This is a genomic window from Streptomyces sp. P9-2B-2, from assembly GCF_030406865.1.
GTDB lineage: Bacteria > Actinomycetota > Actinomycetes > Streptomycetales > Streptomycetaceae > Streptomyces > Streptomyces platensis.
In genome coordinates this window covers 7328239-7342602 of the sequence record NZ_CP129126.1, presented here as the reverse complement: position 1 = coordinate 7342602, position 14364 = coordinate 7328239, and the positions used below count along the sequence as shown (strand labels likewise).

Below are 14364 nucleotides of genomic sequence, written 5' to 3'. Positions count from 1 at the left end.
TCATCCGGCCGTTGTCCTTCACCCCGATGCTGACCTTCGCGGTCGGCCCCGCCTCCGCGAGGTGCTTCCGTGCCGACAAAGCCTATGGATCCCGCACGAACCGCTCCTACCTGCGCAGGCGCAGGATCGGGTGCACCATCCCGGAGAAGGCCAGCCAGGTTCGCAACCGCGAGAAGCGCGGATCCCGGGGTGGCCGACCACCGACCTTCGACAAGGACGACTACAAGGAACGTCACGCGGTGGAGTGCGGGATCAAACTTTCGCGGTGGACTCTAGGTGTGGAATGTGGTGGTTGCCTCCAGGGCCGCCCTGCCGGTCGCGACGCGGTTCACCGGCGCGTTCTCGTCGGGGTAGCCGAAGGAGATCCCCACGAGCAGCTTGCCCTCATCCACTCCGAGTTGGTCACGGACCGTGTCGGCGTAGAAGCTGAGCAGGCCCTGCGGGCAACTGGCCACGCCGTAGGCGGTCATGGCCAGCAGGAGTGTCTGCAGATAGGCGCCGGTGTCGGCGGCCAGCCGCGGCCCGCCGTCGCCGGTGACGAACAGGAACGCGGCATGGGGCGCCCCGTAGAAGCCCAGGCTCTCCGCGTCGTAAGCCGCGCGGGCCGGGTGGTCGTCGGGGCCGATGCCAAGCGCTCCGTACAGGCTGGCTCCGAAGGCGGCCCGCCGTTCCTGGTGGACGGGTGCGTACATGCCCTCGGAGTGCGGGTAGTCGGCCGTGACGCGTCGCTCGGCGTGGGCCGTTCGCAGGGCGTCGGCCAGACGGTCTCGCCGTGCGCCGCCGACCACCTCGACCCGCCACGGCTGCGCGTTGGAGTTGGACGGCGCGGCGCCGGCAAGGGAGAAGACCCCGCGCAGAGTGTTCTGGGGCACCGGGTCGGGACGGAATGAGCGGGTCGCGCGGCGCCCGCGGATCAGCTGCTCGGCATACTCCCACTTCTGTGCCCCGCCGGTGGGCGCCTCGATCGGGTGTGTCCGGGTGAAGACCGGTCCGCTCATGAAGCTCTCCTCAGGATCACTTAAGTAAACACAAGCGTTTACCTGAAATTGCACTATAGCCAGCCACCCCTCCCGAAGTAAACGGGAACGTATACTTACGCCATGAGCACGATGACGACGGCGTCTCGGCGGCAGGGGCGCGGAGGGCGGGAGCGCATCCTGGCCGCCGCGGCCGGACTGTTCGCAGCCCAGGGGATCAACGCGACCGGCATGGAGCAGATCGCGGAGCGGGCGCCGGTGTCCAAACGCACCCTCTACGCGCACTTCAGGACCAAAGACGAGCTGGTCCTCGCCCACCTCAAGGACCTCTCCTCGACAGGGCGCACCCTGGAGGGCGTGCTGGCGCGCGAGGACATCCCCGCCAGGGAGCGAATCCTCGCACTGTTCGACCCGCCCCCGGCCGGCACGGATCCCGTGCGTGGATGCCCGTTCATCGACGCCGCCGTGGAATTCCCCGACCCGCAGAACGCGGTCCACTCCTACGCCCGCGAACGGAAACTGCTGATGGTGCGGCTGGTGGCCGACCTGATAGCGGAACTGGGCTGCCGCGAGCCTTCCGTCCTCGCCGAGCAGCTCGTGACCCTCGCGGACGGCGCCGCCAGCCGCGCCATGGTGCTGGGCGAGGCGAACTACGGCCGGCACGCACGGACAGCGGCGGAGATCCTCCTCAACAACGCGCTGCCGACCACAACCTGACCGGCCCCGCCTGGTCGCCCGGTATGCCTGGCGCCTGATGCGAAGATCCGTACGCTCGACCGAGAAAGGCAAGGCAGGCGGGACTTTCCCCACAGGCCCTAGTTGTACTCGGCCATGAGGTTGGTAACTCGCGTCGGTAGTTGATCAAGAAGAGACCTCCGGGCGTAGTGGAGATGCCTGTCTTCACCACAACCGGAGGTCTTGATGGCCCACGCTAATGCCCGGCTGAATTTTCACGGCAGATGTCTTCTGGTGCGCCGTGTCGTCCACGACCGGCGTCCGGTGGCCCATGTGGCCAAGGAGCTGGGAGTCTCGCGGCAGTGCGCCCACCGATGGGTGGCCCGTTTCAAGGCCGAAGGCTTCAACGGCCTGCACGACCGCTCCAGCCGCCCCGACACCTGCCCGAGGCGTACTCCCGCACACGTCGAGGCCGCAGTGCTCAGCGCACGACGCGTCCACCGACGGGGGCCGGACTTCCTCGCTGCCGAAACCGGCGTCCCCGCACGGACGGTGAGCCGCATCCTGCGCCGCCATCACATGCCTCGCCTGGCCTCCTGCGACCCTCTGACCGGACAGCCCATCCGAGCCGAACGCCGCAGCCACACCCGCTACGAACGCGCCCGGCCCGGTGAACTCGTCCACCTCGACGTCAAAAAGATCGGACGCATCCCGGACGGCGGCGGCTGGCGGGCCCACGGCCGCCAAGCCGGCAAGACCTACGCACAAAAGCAGGCCCGGATCGGCTACGACTACATCCACGCCGCCGTCGACGACCACTCCCGCCTGGCCTACGCCGAGATCCATGCAGATGAGAAGGCCGACACCTGCGCCGGCTTCCTCACCCGCGCTGCCGCCTTCTTCGCAGTCCGTGGCATCGACCGCATCGAACGCGTCATCACCGACAACGCCTGGGCATACCGCAGGAGCACCGCATTCCGCCAGGCCGTGGCCGACCTCGGTGCCCAGCAGCGCTTCATCCGCCCCCACTGCCCCTGGACCAACGGCAAGGTCGAACGCTTCAACCGGACCCTGCAAACCGAATGGGCATACCACCAGGTGTTCACCAGCAACACCGAACGAGCCCAGGCCCTGGCGCCGTGGCTGACCTTCTACAACACTCGACGCCGACACACCGCGCTCGCAGGCCAGCCCCCGATCAGCCGACTGTCACCAAAGTCATGACCGAGTACACCTAGTGGCCGCTCCGTGCGCGGAGTTTCATCTGCGGGCTCTGCGAGCGTGAAGCGCCCACCATCGGAGGAATGCCGAGAGCAAGGCACCGAACGGGGATCCAATTGGCTGGCTTGCCCAGCCGATTCGACCCGAGGATGTCCCCATGCATCGTGCCCTTACAGCGGTTGCCTTGTGCGCCGGGACCGTTGCTCTCACGCTCGGAAGCGCGGGATTCGCCAACGCGGACGCTTGGATCTTCCCGCGACAGTGCCTGGACGGGGGCGGGCAGGTTAGGCAGATCGAGCCCGGGCTGGGCACCTGCGTCGGCGGGACGTACGACGGCACCGAGGTGCGAGAGCGAGCCTGAGCCCATTCGATTCCACCGTGATCGCATCGCCCCGCCGAACTGTTCGGCGGGGCGGCGTCACTGTGCTCCTGGCGACCGTGAGTGGTCGCCAGGAGCACAGTGACGCCCGGTTAACGGCGCCTGGGCCAACCGCGGTTGAGCACCGCCCAGTGCGTACAGATGCGCGCACGCCGGCTGCGCGCCCTCTACGAACAACGATCTCTTCGCCGGAGTGCACTGATCCGACCGTCCGGCCGACGCCCGGAAAAGCACATCGGCCGCACGGCGCGATCGAGCGGACACATCCGGAGGCTTGTCCAGGCGAGTTCCGCTCCGGCAGCCCGCGTCCAGCCACTCGCCGGCCGCGTCAACACGTGCTCGCGTACGCGGGTTGGCCCCGGGTGCCCGGATCAGGCTCCTCGTGGTCCTGCTCCCCGCACCCGCGGAGATGTTCCGCACGCCGCCGGGGCCCGGCGGCGGCCGGCACGGGTACCGGGGCGACGCCGATCTCCTGCCTGGCATCGGGACGATGAGGCGATCGGCCGTTCACGGGTGGACTCACCACGAAGATCCATCTGGCGAGTGACGGAGGCTGCCGCCGTGGCCGTCCTGATCACACCGGGACAGTGGGGTGACGCCCCTCAGACGATCCCGGTCCTGGACCGCGTCCGCGTCCCGCGACCAGCCGGTGGACACCCGCGGACGCGCCCGGACCACCTCTGCGGAGACAAGGCATACAGCTCCCGCCGCAACCGCCGCTACCTGTGGGGACGGCAGATCCGGCACACGGTCCCCGAACGCCGGGACCAGCAGGCCCACCGCCGACGCCGTGGCAGCGCAGGCGGCAGACCCACCGGATTCACCGGGACCGGTACGCACGCAGGAACGAAGTCAAACGCACCGTGAACGCGCTCAAGGGCTTCCGCGCCGTAGCGGCACGGTTCGACAAGCGGGCGTACGTCTTCCAGAGAACGGTCACCGTCGCAGCAATCCGTCTCTGGCTCCGCTCATGAGCGCCGGACACCCGTTAGGAGGCGATGGTGCCCTTCAGGTGCTCGGGGATGTTGGATTCGGGCACGCCGAAGGGCCGGGCCTTGGGGTCTTGCTCCTTCTTGACGCCGTCGATGAGGACGGTGGCACCGGACGCGCCGGGGAACTCGGTGAGGACGTGTTCGTTGAGGTCGAAGGGGAGGCCGCCTTGGCCTACGACGTCTCCGTTCTTGCGGATGGCCATGATCTCGTGCCGGGGGGACCACAGCGCGGTCGAGGACCTCGGGGGCGTGGACATGGCCCAGGTGTGCTGCTCCTCCTTGAACGTCGTGACTTCGCTCCGGCTGGTGTAGCCCATTTCGACGGTCACGCTGGTCTCGGCAGACGCGGAGAACGCCTTGATCCCGATGCCCGCGGACGCGGTGACTGAGATGCTGGTGCGCTCGCTGAATTCCTCGCCCTTGGTCTTGGACACCCCCGTGGTGACCGCCCGGGAGTTATCCTGCTGGGTCGTCCCTTGCGAGTTGTTGTAGAACATCTGCCGGCAGTAAGGGCCTGCCGATCATTAACACGTCGTCTTGATCTTGCTGTTGGGGGCGCTGTCGAGGGCGATGACCTGGGCTTGGAGGGTTGCGAGTGCGGCGGGTGGGGTGGTGGCCGGCGGGACGTTGATGCCGTGTGCTTCGAGTAACTTCTTGATCTTCAGCAGGGTGCGGTGCATGGCAGTCCGGCTGCTGTTGAAGAGCACGGCGAGGGGTTCCGCGGCCAGGTTGACGCGTAGATGGAGCACGGTGGCCACGACCTGGTCGGCGAAGGTGAGGCGGGGTGGGCGTCCGCGGTGGGTGTCTCCTTCCGCAGCCAGGGTTTCGATGAGGTGCTGGAGCTGGTGTGGGGCCAGGCCGGTTAGCGCGGGATCGGACAGCAGTGCCGGCTTCCACTGAGGCGTCGGTGGCTGACCGTTCCGCGCTGCTGGGATAGCCGGGGTCGGCCGGGGATGCACGGCATAGTTCCAGTCGCCGTGGAAGTTGTGCCGGGTCAGCGGCAAGGCCGCCATCTCCGCGTCGCCGACCCCAATACCGGTGGGATAGGTATTGGTGTCCAGCTGGGCCTTCACGCGTAGTCCGGCGCGGGTGGTGGTCGCGGCGATTGATTCGAGGATGACTTCGTGGCTGGTCAGCGGGCGGCCGCGCCAGTTCATGGTGATGTGCGAGAAGAGCCGGTGCTCGATCTTGTTCCACTTCGATGTGCCCGGCGGCAGGTGACAGACCGTGATGGCCAGGCCGGTCTCAGCGGCCAGGCGGGCGAGGTGCAGTTTCCAGGCCCGGGTGCGATAGCCGTTGGAGCCGCCCGCATCGGCGGTGATCAGCAACCGGGAAGCCTGCGGATAAGCGGCCCGACCCTGGTCATGCCACCAGCGGCGGATCGACTCCACCGCGAACGCGGCGGTGTCATGGTCAGTGCCGACGTTCACCCAGCCGGTGTCGGCCGCCAGGTCGTAGATGCCATAGGGGATGGCCTTGCCCAGCTGCGGATCGGCGAAGTCATGCACTCGCACCAGCACCGGATCGCCCGTCGGCCGCCACGAACGGCCCGGATTGCGGAAGTCACCGACCAGCTCCTTCTTCTTCGTGTCCACGCTGATCACCGGCTGGCCGGCATCCCGGTGACCGCGTGCCTGCTCGTTGAGATACCGGAACTGGGTATCCCGGTCGGCATGCTGACTGCCCTCGAGCGTCTTGGCATTGGCCTGCAGCCGGAAGCCCTCCTGCCGTAGCAGGCCGGCGACGGTGTCGGCGCCGACCCGGTGCCCCTGGCGGGTCAGCTCGGCCGCCAGCATGCGGGTCGACTTGGTTGTCCACCGCAACGGCGACATCGGATCCCCGCGCTCGTCCGGCTCGACCAGACTCAACAGAGCAATCCGCAGTCCAGGATCGAGGTCCGCGACGCGTTTGCGCCCGCCGCCCGGCCGCCGCACCCGCCCCACCAGGGATTCGCCCGCCTCCAGGTCGGACATACCCCTGCGGATCGTTGTCTCGCTCACTCCAGCCGCCCGGCCCACGGCCCGGATGCCGCCATGGCCCAGGCTTCGGGCCTCTGCGGCCACCAGCAACCGCCGCTGTCGCTCGTCCAGATGCGGGAACAACACCGCGAACTTCACGGCAAGTTGATCACGAGTCTCGTCCGGGATGCGCATACGCCATCAACGAGCACCAACCTCGAAAGCAACACCTTGATGACCGGCAGGCCCTAATTGACCCGCCGTTCCAGCGTGTAGAACGGGGAGTTGGTGGCCTGCCAGTCCGGCGTCTGGCTGGGGTCCTTGATGACGGTGCAGGGTACGGTGACGGCGCGGTCGATGACCTTCAGCGTCTCCTGCTCCGGGACGCTGTGGGAGGTCATGACAGGCAGTTGCGGCCCGTTGTTCTTGACGATGACCGCCGGCAGGTCCAGGACATAGACAGCGCGACTCGGCTTGTCGGTCGGATGCTGGCCGGCGACAAAACCGTCCAGGCCCAGAATGAGCCGCTCGGTGCTGTCGTGCGGATACTGCGGCGCGTCGATCGCCCACATCCCCACACTCATGTGCGCGCCTGATCCGCCGTCGTCCCAGATCGAAGACCCGATCACCGCCTCCCGGACGTAGCTGCGCCCCCCGACCGGGGTCTTGCGTACGCACACGTAACTGTTCCGGTTGGGCTTGTCCCAGCCCTCGACGAACACGTCACCGAGAGAGACGTACCCCTCGGGCGGGATCGGTCGCCACACCGATCCGTAGGCAGCCGCTCCTGACGCCCGGTCCTCCCAGATCAGTGTGAAGTCCGTCGGGGACTTGAGCATCTGATCGCTCGCGTTCACGCCCCGGGCCAGGATCGCCGTGCTCTGGCGGTCCAGGCGGGGCTGGTAGTACGGCCTGCCGACGTGGGCCAGGATCCTCCAGCCCTGAAACGCGTCGCCGAGTGACATGGCCGGACGCAGGGCTCCCGACATAGCCTTGGGAGCCACTCCCCTGCTGACGTTCCCGCATACTCCTCAACTCCCGTTCCACAGCCGCAGTGCCGGTCCGGCCGGCTCAGGCGGATGGACGGTGCTCAGCAGTAGGAGCTCCCGCCACCAAGGCGGGCCACCAGGTTCCGGGCGGGCGGTGCCGTCGTCCAGACCAAGGACGACCCTGGATCAGGGCGTGGACGCCTCAGCGCTCCAGTAGTGCCCGCAGCCTCCGCGCGCCGCCGCGGACGTACCCCCCACCTGCCGGACAGCCGCCGTACGGAATGGGGATCAGCGCGAGATCGCCAAGTACCGACTGTCCGAGCGCCACCCCACGAGTCCACGAACCCACCTCCATCACGACGCTGTGACGCCACCAGAGGTAGCAGCACCCACTGGCAACGCCCCCCATCGAGGCACAAGGATCTGCCCGGCCGATCACGCGGAGACCGCCGACGCGACCGTGGGCGATCCGGCTGCAGTCGTTGATGTCGTCGGCCGGCTGGAGTCTGGGTGCACGGAGACACCGAACGGCAGGGCCGTATCCTGAGGCAGGTGATGCAGGCACTGCCGATGCGTCGCAGCCGCCCGTCGCAGCCGGGCGCCGCCCCACTCCGGGTACCGGGTACCCGGCAAATGATCGGGAGTTGACCGGTGATCAGTCTGGCCGCAGTGGGGGGAGTGGCCCTGGTCGAACTCCGCATGGCTTTGACTCCGGGACCGAACATGATCCACCTCGCCTCTCGCGCGATCACCCACGGCCGCAGGGCGGGCCTGGTCAGTCTGAGCGGGACCGCCGTGGGATTCCTGTGCTACTTGGTGGCTGCGGCCGCGGGCCTTTCCGCGCTTTTCGCCGCCGTGCCGCTGGCGTTCACGGTGGTCAAGCTCGCTGGGGCCGCCTACCTGGCTCACTTGGCCTGGGGCATGCTCAAGCCCGGTGGCCGCTCGCCCTTCGCTCCGGCCCAGGACCTGCCTCCGGTCTCTGACGCCCGCCTGTTCTCGATGGGGCTCCTGACCAACCTGCTCAACCCCAAGATCGCGCTCTTGTACGCCGCTCTTCTGCCCCAGTTCATGGATCCGCAGGCGGGCCCGGACTGGGCGCAACTGCTCCAGCTCGGCGGTGTTCAGATCATGGTGGGGATCTCCGTGAACGCTCTGATCATGCTGGGCGCAGCACGGGTGTCGGGGTTTCTGGCCGCCCGGCCCCGCGTGATGACCGCTCAGCGGTTCGCGTCAGGCGGCTTGCTCGGCGTCTTCGCGCTGCGCACCGCCCTGTCCCGTACGCCTGTCTCGACCTGAGCCATGTCAGCGCGCCTGTGACACCGGCCCTACTGGGATCAACGGGACACGTCACGGAGATCGCCGACGCGATCGTGAGTGATCTGGCTGTTCTCATCAGCAGCGCCCGGACGTTCACCGCCTCGTCCCAGGGCCGTCATGGGGCCCCGGGACGTGGCCGGGGCGGGGCCGGGGCGGGGTTTGGTGACGGGAAGCAGTAACCGGCCGGGCCCCGATTGGCTTGGTTCACGTCAAACAGCAGCAGTTGCCGCTGAAGACTTCGGCCGCGTAGGGCGCCACACCGGCGGCGAGGACCTCGACCACCACCTCACCGCTACCGGCCTCGGGGTCCGGCACCTCCCGCACCGCGAGTGGGGCGCCGAACCGCGTCAGAACTGCTGCTCGCACGTGATGACCTCCGTGTTCGTCCGCTCTTGAGATCAACACTAGGAGCGGGACGAGCATGCGGGAAGCGATGATCTCGCACCTGTGGTATGCGTATGACGCATGGACATCTCCAGCACGGGACTGCGGGTCCTGCGGCAGATCGCCGAGTCCGGCAGCTTCACCGCGGCGGCCGCCCGACTCGGATACACGCAGTCGGCCGTCTCACGCCAGGCCGCCGCCCTCGAACACAACGCCGGCACCACCCTGTTCGAGCGCCGCCCGGACGGGGTACGACTCACTCCCGCCGGGTTGACCCTGCTGCGGCACGCCCACACGATCCTCGCCTCGCTCGCAGCGGTCGAGCGTAACGGCCGCCGGCAGCCGGCCTTCTCGCCGGGGACGCCCGCGTCCCCTGGCCATCATGGAATCGCACATCCCACGTGCGTCCCACGCGTCAGCCGGATCAGCGCCAAGACCTGTCCGGCGGATCATGATCCGAGCCGGAGTCGGGTGAGGACGACACCGCCGCGGCCCGGCGCATGGGGTGGCCGACGCCTGGGTCAGCCGTCGGCCGGGATCGTGCCGAGACGGTCGGCGGTGTCATCGTCCAGCCGGACCAGGGCGTCTCGCGCGATCTTCGTCAGGGGATGCGTCTCGCCGAGCAGGCGTTCACAGTCGAGGGCCGCCTCCCGGAGCAGGGCGAGGGCCGGTTCGGTGTCTCCGGCGGTCGCGCGGGCGCGGCCCAGGTTGATCCGGAGGATGAGGGTGCGTATGTGGGTGTCCCCGGACTCCCTTCTCCGGGCGGCGAGGGTGGATTCGTAGAGCGGCACGGCCTTGTCCAGGTCGCCGTTCTTCTCGTACGCGAAGGCGAGGTTGTTCGCGACGGTGAGGGTGTCGGGGTGTTCGGGGCCGAACAAGCGCCGACAGTCCGCGAGAGTCCGTTCGTAGAGGGCGATCGCGTGGTCGAGGTCGCCGTGCGACTCGTAGGCGTCGGCGAGATTGTTGCGGGTCCCGAGGGTGTCGGTGTGGTCGCTGCCCTGGGCTCGCTCGACGGCGTTCAGTGTGTCTTCCAGCAGCGCGATCGCCTGTTCCGGGTCGCCGGACTCGGTGAGCCAGTGCGCGAGGTGGGCCCGACTCGTGAGGGTCTGCGGTGCCGCTTCGCCGAGGATCAGTCGTTGGGCCCGCTCCGCACGGCTGAGATGGATGAGGCCGCGGGCGACGAGCCCCTGGGAGGCCAGGAAGAGGCCCGCCTCGCGCAGGAGGGCGGCGGTGGTCTCGTCGTCGGTGTCGGGAAGGGCTTGGTCGGCCAGGGCGTCGATGTGCGGGACCAGTGCACGCCAGGCGGGCCAGACATCCGGGTCGTCGAGGGTGTTCTGGGTGTCCGGGAGAGTGACGCCGAGGCAGCGGACAGCGTCGCGGCGGGCGTGTTCGATGTCCTGCGCCTGGCGGTGCGGATCGGACGCGTCGGGGGTGCGGGCGACGCTCTGCACCAGGCGGTGCACGGTGACCGTTCGGGAGGTCGTCTTGATCATGCTGTACGCGGCGAGGCGGGCTATGGCCCTCTGTACGGCGGGAGGCCCGCCGAGAGCGGCGAGAACGCCGCGGGGGACGGCGTCGGGCGCGAACCAGGCGAGGGTGCGCAGGAGGTGGCCGGCCTCTGGAGTGCCGGTGAGTCGGTCGAGTGTGACCCTCCAGATGCGGCTCATTGTCCGTTCGGGGGGCCGCCCCTCCTCGCCGTCGCGGAAGATGTCGGCTGGGTGGGCGGCGAGCAGGCGCAGGTAGGCGCGTGGGGTGATGTCGGCTTCGGCGATGTAGGCGCCCGCCTGTTCCAGGGCGAGCGGCAGGTGCCCCAGTTCGTCGCAGAGTTCGGCGCCGCCCTCCATGTCCCGGGAGCCGCGAGCACCGGCGACGAGAGTGAGGAGGTCGAGGGACTCCTCGGGGTTCAGCGTGTCCAGGCTGACCAGCGTGGCCTTGTCGGTCCAGGGCAGTGAGAGCCGACTGGTGAGCAGGAACCGGCCGTGACGGGCGCGGGCAATCAACGGCGCGACGTCCGCGGGGTCGTTGACGTTGTCCAGAATGAGCAGCCAGCCGGTGTGCGTGGCGAGCCATTGCAGGGCGAACTCGACGAGCGCGCCTGTGGTCAGCGCCTTCGCCTGGGCGGGGCGCAGGGAGACGCCGAGGGAGGCCAGTCCCCGCTGGACGGAGGCCGTGCTGTCGGCAGTGATCCACCGTACCGGGCTGTGACCGTGCGGTCTGGTGTGGGCCCAGTGGACGGCGAGGGCGCTCTTGCCGACGCCGCCGAGACCGCTGACCGCTTGGACGAGTGCGGTGCCGGGCGTGGCGAGGGCGGCATCGAGGAGCGCGAGGTCCTGGGCGCGGCCGACGAAGTTACCGGCGGGGAACGGTAAGTTGCCGATTCCCGACGGTGCGTCGGTGTCGGCGGCGGCCTGGAGGACCTCAGGTGGCAGCACAGTGGTGGAGTTGTCGGTGTAGACGCCGGTCACGGCGATCCCGCCGTGGGTGGCGACGGCGTCTCCCGTGTCCATGGCCAGTTGCCAGGTGGGGGCGGGCCGGTCGGCGCCCTCTTCCTCCGTGTCGTCCACGTCGCGCTGGTGTTCCGCACCGCTCATCGCGTTCCGCCCGTCGTCGTGGGTGAGTGACTGCAGTGGCGCGGGCCGGGCCTCATGTGTGCTTGGTACCGCTGACGCCCTCACTGCCGGCGCCGTCGGCCCTGGCGGCACCGGTGTTCTGGGCGGTCGCCGATCCGTTGCCGCCGGCGGGACGTATCACGCCGGACACCGCCTGACCGCCTCGCGTCGCGACGGCGTCGCCGGTGCGCTCGGCCCGGTCGCGTGCGCCGGAGCGGGGCGTGCCTCCGGCGAAGGCGGCCCAGAGGAGGGCCGCGATGCTCGCCGCGCCCTGGATGGAAGCTCCCACGAGTTGCCCGGTGTTCGGGCCGTTCAGCAGCCAAAAGAGGGGCGTCGAGACGACGCCCGCCACAGCCACGAGAATGATCACTACTTTCCGGCCCTGCGACATAACGCTCTGCCCCTTCTGACGCCGTTCACCGGCCGGAGGCTGCCACCACACGGTGCAATACGTCCGGCACTGAGGGTAACGCGCAAGCGGGCCGGCTTAGTTCCGGACGCCAGGACTCGGCCGCCACGGGACAGCCGCACCTCCCCGTGCAGCCGGGCTCGGTGGCAGTCCGGGGTGGCCCGGAGCCGTGCGGCCGACTGCCGGCACAGGCGCAGTTTGATGCGTGCGTCGTGGATAGGGGGATGCCAGCCGGAGCCGTGCGATCGCCCACGGCCTCGTCTCGGCGGACCTCGCTTGGTGAATGGTCTCTGCTCGCGACCCTCGACCTGCCCGAGGGCGACTGACGGAGCATCAGTCCTGTGGCGTGCCGCCGTCCGCCGCCAGGCGGGTGAGCCACTCGCGCAGCAGGCGCTGCTCGGCGTCGCTCAGGACGTCGGCGTCGTCGGGGAGGGCGGCACGCAGCGCGCGGGCCGCTGGGGCGGGGCCGGACTCCGCGGCGGGGACCGTCGGTTCGGCGCGGGTGACGGCGGCGACCATGGACTCGCGAAGGACGGTCAGCAGCGCCGGATTGCGGTGTTCTGCGGGGGTGGAATGCCAGGTGGTGACCCCGCCTTGGCCGGTGGCCTGGATGATCTGGGCGGCCAGTTCCTCGTCGACCCGCAGCCATCCCGCGGCCGCCAGCCGACGCACCCGACCGCGGAGGATCTCCAGGCCCGCGCGGTGCGCCGCGTCCGACCGCGAGCCGGTGGCCCTGTTCATCACGGCGAACAGCTCGGGGCGCGAGACCCCGAACTCCACCACCATGTCCCAGCCGCGGCGTAGCTCCTCCACCGGGTCCTCCGGCGCGGGGTCGAGCTGCGCGCGCTTGCTCTCCAGGAACTGCGCATAGCCGTGCTCGGCGACCGCCTCCAGTAGCCCGCCCTTGTCGCCGAAGTGGCGGTAGATGGCCGGCGGCTGCATCCCGGCCGCGGCGGCGACCGCGCGGGTGCTCACCGCGTCGGGACCGCCGCTCTCCAGCAACTCGATGGCCGCCTCGATGATGCGCCGGCGGGGGCTGTCGGGGGTGTCGCGGAGGGGCATGTATCGATGATATCGGAATCTCGCTTCCATCGTTAGTTTCAATGTTATCGTCGAAGTGATTCCATTGGAAACATCACTTGGAGAACCCCGTGATCATCGTGACCGGAGCCACTGGAAACCTCGGCCGCCGCACCGTCGAGCGCCTCCTGGAGCGCCTCACCGCCGACCGCGTCGGCGTCAGCGTCCGCGACCCCCGCAAGGCCCAGGACCTCGCCGCCCGCGGCGTCCGCGTCCGGCAGGGCAGCTTCGACGACCCCGCCTCACTCGCCCACGCCTTCGAGGGCGCCGATCAGCTGCTGCTCGTCTCCCTCGACCGCACGGGCGAGGAGTGCGTCACCGGCCACCGTGCCGCGATCGACGCCGCCGTGAAGGCCGGAGTCGGCCGCATCCTGTACACCAGCCAGATGGGTGCCGCCCACGACTCCCGTTTCCCGGCATGCCGTGACCACGCCCAAACCGAGGACCTGCTGCGCGCCACCGGCCTGCCCTGGACCGCGCTGCGCAACGGCTTCTACGCCGCCAGCGCCCTGCAGTTCCTGGAGTCCGCCCGCCGCACCGGCGACATCGCCCTCCCCGCCGACGGCCCCGTCGCCTGGACCGGCCACGACGATCTCGCCGAGGCCGCCGCGGCGATCCTCACCGACGAGGGCCGCTTCGAGGGGCCCACCCCGCCGCTCACCGGCCCAGCGGCGCTCGACTTCGACGCCGTCGCCGGGATAGCAGCCCAGGCCACCGGGCGGCCCTTCACCCGCACCGTCGTCCCCGGCGACGCCTTCCACGAGCAGGTCCTGGCGCACGGCGCCCCCGCCCCGATCGCCGACCTGATGCTGAGCATCTTCGCGGCGGCACGGAATGGTGAGTTCACCGCCGTCGACCCGACCCTGGCCGAATTGATCGGTCGAGAGCCCGCCACCTTCCGCACCCTGCTGGAGCACACCTGGGCCGAATAAACCCGGTGGAGCACGCACCCACCGCCATGTGCGCCGTCCTCGGCCCCGTACCCAGCACACCCGCCAGCTCGACCGGGTGCAGAATCAGATCGACGCATATCGCCGCGGTCAAGAAGGCGTGCGCCCACAAGGACGCACAGGCGAACGCACCATGGCCGCCCTCTGCACACCGCCGTAGACCGCTGTGCACGGTTACGCCTACGCAGCTTGGGAGTCAGGGCCCGACCAGGTGGGAGCCTGCTCGGGCAGCGCCCCTTTCGCCAACCCTAGGGCGGCCTCGGCCCGGCCATGGTGATCTGATAGCGCGGCGCATCTCCGCGGAGGCGGAGCAGACTTGGACTTGCGCGGAGTCGGCGCCAGCCGGAACGGACTTCCTCTTGGCGGGGCATCGTCGTGTGCGGCACCGGAGCAACCCTGGGATCCTGTTCGTCGCCCGCTGTGC

Annotated in this window: 11 protein-coding genes and 4 pseudogenes; 7 read left to right on the top strand and 8 right to left on the bottom strand. The window is 69.4% G+C overall.

All coding sequences use genetic code 11. The features are described from left to right. Window positions 1-71: 71 nt before the first annotated feature. Window positions 72-245 (top strand): annotated as a pseudogene (locus QT196_RS32225) (IS5/IS1182 family transposase); the annotation flags it as partial. A 27-nt stretch (window positions 246-272) separates the two neighbouring features. Here the strand turns inward: QT196_RS32225 and QT196_RS32220 are convergent. After that, a complete protein-coding gene (locus QT196_RS32220; protein WP_168482252.1) occupies window positions 273-998 on the bottom strand; it encodes a nitroreductase in 726 nt (241 codons plus the stop codon). Between the two features lie 102 nt (window positions 999-1100). Between QT196_RS32220 and QT196_RS32215 the strand changes: the two genes are divergently transcribed. The 3 genes and pseudogenes from QT196_RS32215 to QT196_RS32205 all read left to right on the top strand — a co-directional run. Continuing rightward, window positions 1101-1694: a TetR/AcrR family transcriptional regulator gene (locus tag QT196_RS32215; protein WP_290356197.1), complete on the top strand. Its 594-nt coding sequence runs from the start codon at window positions 1101-1103 to the stop codon at window positions 1692-1694. A 204-nt stretch (window positions 1695-1898) separates the two neighbouring features. Further along, on the top strand, window positions 1899-2876 hold the full coding sequence (locus tag QT196_RS32210) for an IS481 family transposase (protein ID WP_168478185.1): 978 nt from the start codon (window positions 1899-1901) through the stop codon (window positions 2874-2876). Window positions 2877-3669: 793 nt separating this feature from the next. After that, a pseudogene (locus QT196_RS32205) lies at window positions 3670-4226 on the top strand (IS5 family transposase); the annotation flags it as partial. 14 nt (window positions 4227-4240) lie between these two features. Here the strand turns inward: QT196_RS32205 and QT196_RS32200 are convergent. Genes QT196_RS32200 through QT196_RS32190 form a run of 3 tightly spaced genes read right to left on the bottom strand, consistent with a single transcriptional unit; the run spans window position 4241 to window position 7167 of the window. Then, a complete protein-coding gene (locus QT196_RS32200) occupies window positions 4241-4741 on the bottom strand; it encodes a hypothetical protein (RefSeq protein WP_290356196.1) in 501 nt (166 codons plus the stop codon). 27 nt (window positions 4742-4768) lie between these two features. Further along, window positions 4769-6397, bottom strand: a complete 1629-nt coding sequence (locus tag QT196_RS32195; RefSeq protein ID WP_168476530.1) for an ISAzo13 family transposase — start codon at window positions 6395-6397, stop codon at window positions 4769-4771. A gap of 53 nt (window positions 6398-6450) precedes the next feature. Continuing rightward, on the bottom strand, window positions 6451-7167 hold the full coding sequence (locus tag QT196_RS32190; protein ID WP_290356195.1) for a Vps62-related protein: 717 nt from the start codon (window positions 7165-7167) through the stop codon (window positions 6451-6453). 675 nt (window positions 7168-7842) lie between these two features. On the opposite strand from QT196_RS32190, the gene QT196_RS32185 reads away from it, so the two are divergent. Further along, a complete protein-coding gene (locus tag QT196_RS32185) occupies window positions 7843-8487 on the top strand; it encodes a LysE family translocator (RefSeq protein ID WP_290356193.1) in 645 nt (214 codons plus the stop codon). A gap of 246 nt (window positions 8488-8733) precedes the next feature. Here the strand turns inward: QT196_RS32185 and QT196_RS32180 are convergent. Beyond that, window positions 8734-8874 (bottom strand): annotated as a pseudogene (locus tag QT196_RS32180) (alcohol dehydrogenase); the annotation flags it as partial. Window positions 8875-8973: 99 nt separating this feature from the next. Between QT196_RS32180 and QT196_RS32175 the strand changes: the two are divergent. Continuing rightward, window positions 8974-9210 (top strand): annotated as a pseudogene (locus tag QT196_RS32175) (LysR family transcriptional regulator); the annotation flags it as partial. Window positions 9211-9413: 203 nt separating this feature from the next. Here QT196_RS32175 and fxsT read toward each other — a convergent pair. From fxsT to QT196_RS32160, 3 genes are all read right to left on the bottom strand, one after another. Next, the gene (gene fxsT / locus QT196_RS32170) at window positions 9414-11483 is read right to left on the bottom strand and encodes an FxSxx-COOH system tetratricopeptide repeat protein (protein WP_290356192.1); all 2070 of its coding nucleotides are present in this window, start codon (window positions 11481-11483) and stop codon (window positions 9414-9416) included. A 52-nt stretch (window positions 11484-11535) separates the two neighbouring features. Further along, window positions 11536-11892 carry a hypothetical protein gene (locus QT196_RS32165; protein WP_168482246.1) on the bottom strand — a complete coding sequence of 119 codons (357 nt, stop codon included), beginning with the start codon at window positions 11890-11892 and terminating at the stop codon, window positions 11536-11538. A 351-nt stretch (window positions 11893-12243) separates the two neighbouring features. Continuing rightward, on the bottom strand, window positions 12244-12972 hold the full coding sequence (locus QT196_RS32160) for a TetR/AcrR family transcriptional regulator (RefSeq protein WP_290356191.1): 729 nt from the start codon (window positions 12970-12972) through the stop codon (window positions 12244-12246). An 89-nt stretch (window positions 12973-13061) separates the two neighbouring features. Here QT196_RS32160 and QT196_RS32155 point away from each other — a divergent pair, with 89 nt between their 5' ends. Beyond that, entirely contained in the window at window positions 13062-13922 is an 861-nt protein-coding gene (locus QT196_RS32155) for an SDR family oxidoreductase (protein ID WP_168482244.1), read from the top strand. Window positions 13923-14364 lie beyond the last annotated feature (442 nt).

Bases quoted from the DNA above. Each gene is read 5' to 3' on its own strand.
- QT196_RS32195 (WP_168476530.1), bottom strand. From the start codon at position 6,397: ATGCGCATCCCGGACGAGACTCGTGATCAACTTGCCGTGAAGTTCGCG.
- QT196_RS32190 (WP_290356195.1), bottom strand. From the start codon at position 7,167: ATGTCACTCGGCGACGCGTTTCAGGGCTGGAGGATCCTGGCCCACGTC.
- QT196_RS32220 (WP_168482252.1), bottom strand. From the start codon at position 998: ATGAGCGGACCGGTCTTCACCCGGACACACCCGATCGAGGCGCCCACC.
- QT196_RS32215 (WP_290356197.1), top strand. From the start codon at position 1,101: ATGAGCACGATGACGACGGCGTCTCGGCGGCAGGGGCGCGGAGGGCGG.
- QT196_RS32165 (WP_168482246.1), bottom strand. From the start codon at position 11,892: ATGTCGCAGGGCCGGAAAGTAGTGATCATTCTCGTGGCTGTGGCGGGC.
- QT196_RS32200 (WP_290356196.1), bottom strand. From the start codon at position 4,741: ATGTTCTACAACAACTCGCAAGGGACGACCCAGCAGGATAACTCCCGG.
- fxsT (WP_290356192.1), bottom strand. From the start codon at position 11,483: ATGAGCGGTGCGGAACACCAGCGCGACGTGGACGACACGGAGGAAGAG.
- QT196_RS32210 (WP_168478185.1), top strand. From the start codon at position 1,899: ATGGCCCACGCTAATGCCCGGCTGAATTTTCACGGCAGATGTCTTCTG.
- QT196_RS32160 (WP_290356191.1), bottom strand. From the start codon at position 12,972: ATGCCCCTCCGCGACACCCCCGACAGCCCCCGCCGGCGCATCATCGAG.